The 4,256-nt window shown below is 71.5% G+C and carries 4 protein-coding genes; 1 reads left to right on the top strand and 3 read right to left on the bottom strand.

Annotation, left to right across the window (positions count from 1 at the left end; translation table 11 throughout):
• Nucleotides 1-395: 395 nt before the first annotated feature.
• The 3 genes from D7W81_RS40145 to D7W81_RS40135 form a co-directional block, all read right to left on the bottom strand.
• Nucleotides 396-1,448 carry an alpha/beta hydrolase-fold protein gene (locus tag D7W81_RS40145; RefSeq protein ID WP_120560598.1) on the bottom strand — a complete coding sequence of 351 codons (1,053 nt, stop codon included), beginning with the start codon at nucleotides 1,446-1,448 and terminating at the stop codon, nucleotides 396-398.
• A gap of 84 nt (nucleotides 1,449-1,532) precedes the next feature.
• A complete protein-coding gene (locus D7W81_RS40140) occupies nucleotides 1,533-2,441 on the bottom strand; it encodes a TIGR01777 family oxidoreductase (RefSeq protein WP_120560597.1) in 909 nt (302 codons plus the stop codon).
• On the bottom strand, nucleotides 2,438-3,001 hold the full coding sequence (locus D7W81_RS40135) for a peroxiredoxin family protein (RefSeq protein ID WP_208721668.1): 564 nt from the start codon (nucleotides 2,999-3,001) through the stop codon (nucleotides 2,438-2,440). Before D7W81_RS40135 ends, D7W81_RS40140 begins: the two co-directional genes overlap by 4 nt.
• 123 nt (nucleotides 3,002-3,124) lie before the next feature.
• Between D7W81_RS40135 and D7W81_RS40130 the strand changes: the two genes are divergently transcribed.
• Nucleotides 3,125-4,213 (top strand): polyprenyl synthetase family protein, encoded by a 1,089-nt coding sequence (locus D7W81_RS40130; RefSeq protein ID WP_120560595.1) that lies wholly within the window; start codon nucleotides 3,125-3,127, stop codon nucleotides 4,211-4,213.
• Nucleotides 4,214-4,256 lie beyond the last annotated feature (43 nt).

Raw genomic sequence — 4,256 nt, 5'->3', positions numbered from 1 at the left:
AGATGTGTATAAGAGCCAGGTCCGGCCCTGGGCGGCTCCCGGCTTGCTGTCGCGCGTGACGTCGCTCCGCTCGGACCGCTCGAACTCCGAGCGCTTCGGGGGAAGGGACGGGCGGTTGCCACCATCGACGCGAGACATGAGGGGACTCCAGGGGCGGGGGAAGGCTCGTCGCGGTACTCGCGCCGGGTTGCGCACCTACATCTGTTATCGGTCCGTCCTCCCCCCATGTTGCGTGGCTTCCCAGTCCACAAGCCCCGCACGGCTGCCCGCCTGCTGCGTCAAACGCCCCTCTCAATCCTGGATCATCCGGCCTTGGCCGCCTTCTGCTCGGGCCAAGCCCTTGAATCCATGGGACTTTCGCCCCGGACGGAAATCCGGCGCTTCGCCGCGATGCGTCACCCAGCGGGTGAGAAGATTTCTTCAAGGCCCGCCGGAAGGCTGGTCTGCCACGCGGGGTAATTATGGCCTCCGCTGTAGGGCCGGTAGGTGACGCGGTGCCCGGTGGCGTGGAGGGTGGGCAGCAGGCGCTCGTTGCCGTCCTGGAGGCCTTCGAAGCGGCCGCAGTCCATCCAGACATGCAGGGGCGGCTGGCCGGTGCGCCGGGCCAGGTCGAAGACGACCATGTCGGAGCCTTCGATGGCGAAGGCGCCGGACTGGGACAGCACGCGGCCGAAGACGCGCGGCAGGCGCTGGGCGGCGTAGAGCGCCATCAGCCCGCCCAGGGACGAGCCCAGCACCGCGTGCGCGCCCGGCGTGCGCCCCTCATCCACCAGGGACAGGTGCTCGCGGGCGAGCGGCAGCACGCGCTGCTCCAGGAAGCCCACGGTGGCCTCGTTGCAGCCGTACTCGACGGTGCGGGCCGGGCCGCCGTTGGCCACGAAGGCCATGGCCACCGGGCGCATGCGGCCCGCGGCGATCAGGTTGTCCACCAGCGTGGGCAGCTGCACGCGCTTGAGGTAGTCGTCGCCGTCCAGCACCACCATGAGCGGCACGGGGCCCTTCACGGGTGGCGCGTAGAGGGACACCGCGCGCTTCCTGCCCACGGCCCACTCGTGCGTCTCCAGCTGGTGGCGCGTCACGCGGCCCTTCGGCACGTCGCGCCCGCGCTTGCCCAGCGGCGTGGGCTGGCCCTTGGGCATCCAGAAGCAGTGGTTGAAGTCACCGAAGCCGTTGTCGGAGCGGCGCGGGTTGAGCACGTCGCGCACGCGGCGGCCCTTCGCGTCCTGGAGGGCGTACTCGACATACGCGTCCTCGGGCAGCGCCAGCGAGCGCGCCCACAGCCCCTTGCCCACGCGCTCCAGCGGCAGGGGCTTGCCGTGCCAGTCCTGGAAGTCCCCCTGGAGGAAGACCTGCCGGGGGCCCTTCCACACGAAGGTGGCGGTGTCTCCGTCGATGAGCGGCGTGCCCTCTTTGCGCGCGCGGGCTTCCAGCGTCCGGGTGTCGTCCATGCGTGGCGCGCACTGTATGCACCCGAAGCCCGAGGCCCGGGGGCTCACGCAGCGGCGAGGCGGGCCCGCGTCCACCCGCGGACATCAGGACGCCAGCAGGTCGCGCAGCGCTCCGGTCAGGTCGGGGTAGCGGAACTGGAAGCCCGCCTCCAGCGCGCGCCGGGGCATCACCCGCTGGCCCTCCAGCGCCACGCGCGCCATCTCCCCGAAGCGCGCCTTGAGCACGAGCCCCGGCACCGTCAGCGCCGCGGGCCGCTCCAGCACCGCGCCCAGCGTGTGCGCGAAGGTCGCGTTGGTGACGGGCTCCGGCGACGTGGCGTTCACCGGGCCGGACAGCGTGGGGTGCTCCAGCGAGAAGCGCATCAGCCCGAAGAGGTCCTCGCGGTGCACCCAGCTGACGTACTGCTGGCCGTTGCCCACCTTCGCGCCCGCGCCCATGCGGAACACCGGCAGCATCCGGTGCAGCACGCCGCCCGCCGGGTGCAGCACCACGCCGATGCGCAGGCGCACCGTGCGGATGCCGGCTTCTTGCGCGCGCAGCGCCTCCGCCTCCCAGCCCTGGCACACGTGGGCGAGGAAGTCGTCGCCGGGCGCATCCTCCTCCGTCAGCGTCTGTCCCGCCCGCGCGCCGCCGTAGAAGCCCACCGCCGACGCGCAGACGAAGTGCCGCACGCAGCCGGCCCCCTTCATGGCCTCCACCAGCACGCGCGTGCCCTCCACGCGGCTCTGGTGGATGCGGTGCTTCGCCTCGTGTGTCCAACGTTGGTCCACCGGCTCTCCGGCCAGGTGCACCACCCCTTCGGCCCCGGCCAGCGCGTCCGGCGACAGCGGCGTGCTCCCGTCGAAGAAGGAGCCCGTCACCCCGGAGGGCAGGCGGCCGAGCGCGTGTTCCACGTTCCGGCTGAGCACGTGCACCGTGTGGCCGGCCTCCAACAAACCCTGGACAAGGCCTGGACCGAGGAAGCCGGTGGCGCCGGTGCAGGTCACCCTCACGGGTGGGCCTCCGCCTCACGTTCCGCGGACAGGTCCTGGCCCACCAGCTGGCTCAGGGCGGTGAAGAAGCGGGCCTGCTCCTCCGGCTTCATGCGGCCCGAGTGCCGGTAGACGAGCGTGCCCTCCGCGTCCAGCAGCATCACCGTGGACGTCTTGGTGGGCAGCTTCCAGGGCTCCTGGCCCAGGGTGCCCTTCAGGTCCACCAGGATGGGCACGCCGGCCTTCTTCTCCTCGTCACGCACGTACGACAGGGCAATCTCCCGCGCGGGGAAGAAGTCGTACTTTTCCAGGTTGGCGACGGCGACGACGAAGGCGCTCTGGAGCAGCCCCCGCTCCCGTCCCCGGGCGAACAACTCCGCCTTCAGAGGGGCGTTGAGTGTCGTGGAGTCCTTGTCCTCGTAGAAGAGGATGACGGGTTTTCCACGCCAGCGGGCCAGCTGGACGCGCTCACCTTTGGAGGTGCTTAAGGTCGCGTCCACCGGCTCCGGATCCGGGGTGGCGCCACTCGCGCTCCCCGCCGCCAGGGTCACCGTCAACGCACCTGTGATCCATGCCTTCATCGGGAGCCTCCCGTGTACAAGGTTTTTGCAAACCTTAGACATAGCCTTGACAATCTCTGGACGCAAACGCTACCTCTAGGTGGAAAGGCTGCTGCCGTGCTCCCGACTTCGGAGATCCGCTGTATGGCCACCCTGCTTCCCAACGTGCAGCAGACCTCCGCCGGAGCGGCATACCCTGAACACGCCTGGCTGCAGCTCGTGCAGGCGGAGGTGGAGACCGCGCTCGCCCAGCTGTTCGAGCTGCCGGACGAACAAGGGTTGGACGCACGTTGGACACAGGCCCAGGCCCAGGCGCGGGCCTATGCCCTGCGGCCGGCGAAGCGGCTGCGCCCCGCGCTGGTGCTGGCGGGGCACGGACTGGCGCGGGAGAGCACCTCGGTGCCGCCCGGGCTGTGGCGCTTCGCCGCGGGGCTGGAGCTGCTGCACACGTTCCTGCTCATCCACGACGACGTGGCGGATCAGGCGGAGCTGCGCCGGGGCGGGCCGGTGCTGCACCGGATGCTGGCCCCGGGCCGTCCGGGGGAGGACCTGGCCGTGGTGATGGGGGACCACCTCTTCGCGCGCTCGCTGGAGGCGATGCTGGAGTCGGGGCTGCCGGGAGCGTCGCGCGTGGCGCGCTACTACCTGGGCGTGTGCCGGCACACGGCCGCCGGGCAGTTCCTGGACCTGGACCTGGCGCGCGTGCCGCTGGCGGAGATGACGCTCTTCCAGACGCTGCGCGTGGCGCACCTCAAGACGGCGCGCTACGGCTTCTGCGCCCCGCTGGTGTGCGGCGCGATGCTGGGCGGCGCGGACGTGGCGCTCCAGCAGGGCCTGGAGCGGGTGGGGCGCTCGGTGGGGCTCGCGTACCAGCTGCGCGACGACCTCATCGGCCTGTTTGGCGACGCGGCCGTGGCGGGCAAGGCGTCCGACGGCGACTTCCTCCAGGCCAAGCGCACCTTCCCGGTGGTGGCCGCGTACGTGCGCGCGACGCCCGAGGGCCGCGAGGAGCTGGAGCGCCTGTGGGCGCTGCCGGTGGAGTGCAAGGACGACGCGGCGCTGGCCCGCGCGCGGGAGCTGGTGGAGCACTTTGGCGGCCGTGCGGCGTGTGAGCGCGCGGTGGAGCGGGCGTCGCGCGCGGCGCGGCGGAGTCTGTCGGCGTTGCCCAACCCCCACGGTCTGAGGGACCTGCTGGATGCCCTCATCACCCGGCTGTCGCGTCGCGCTTCCTGAGGACACCGTCATGAGCGCACAGGGCAAGCGGGTGGTGGTGGTG

This window comes from Corallococcus aberystwythensis (assembly GCF_003612165.1).
Taxonomy (GTDB): Bacteria; Myxococcota; Myxococcia; order Myxococcales; family Myxococcaceae; genus Corallococcus; species Corallococcus aberystwythensis.
This window is presented reverse-complemented; position numbering and strand designations above follow the sequence as displayed.

Excerpts from the sequence above, each read along its gene's own strand:
- D7W81_RS40145 (WP_120560598.1), bottom strand. The coding sequence starts at position 1,448 with ATGGACGACACCCGGACGCTGGAAGCCCGCGCGCGCAAAGAGGGCACG.
- D7W81_RS40135 (WP_208721668.1), bottom strand. The coding sequence starts at position 3,001 with ATGAAGGCATGGATCACAGGTGCGTTGACGGTGACCCTGGCGGCGGGG.
- D7W81_RS40130 (WP_120560595.1), top strand. The coding sequence starts at position 3,125 with ATGGCCACCCTGCTTCCCAACGTGCAGCAGACCTCCGCCGGAGCGGCA.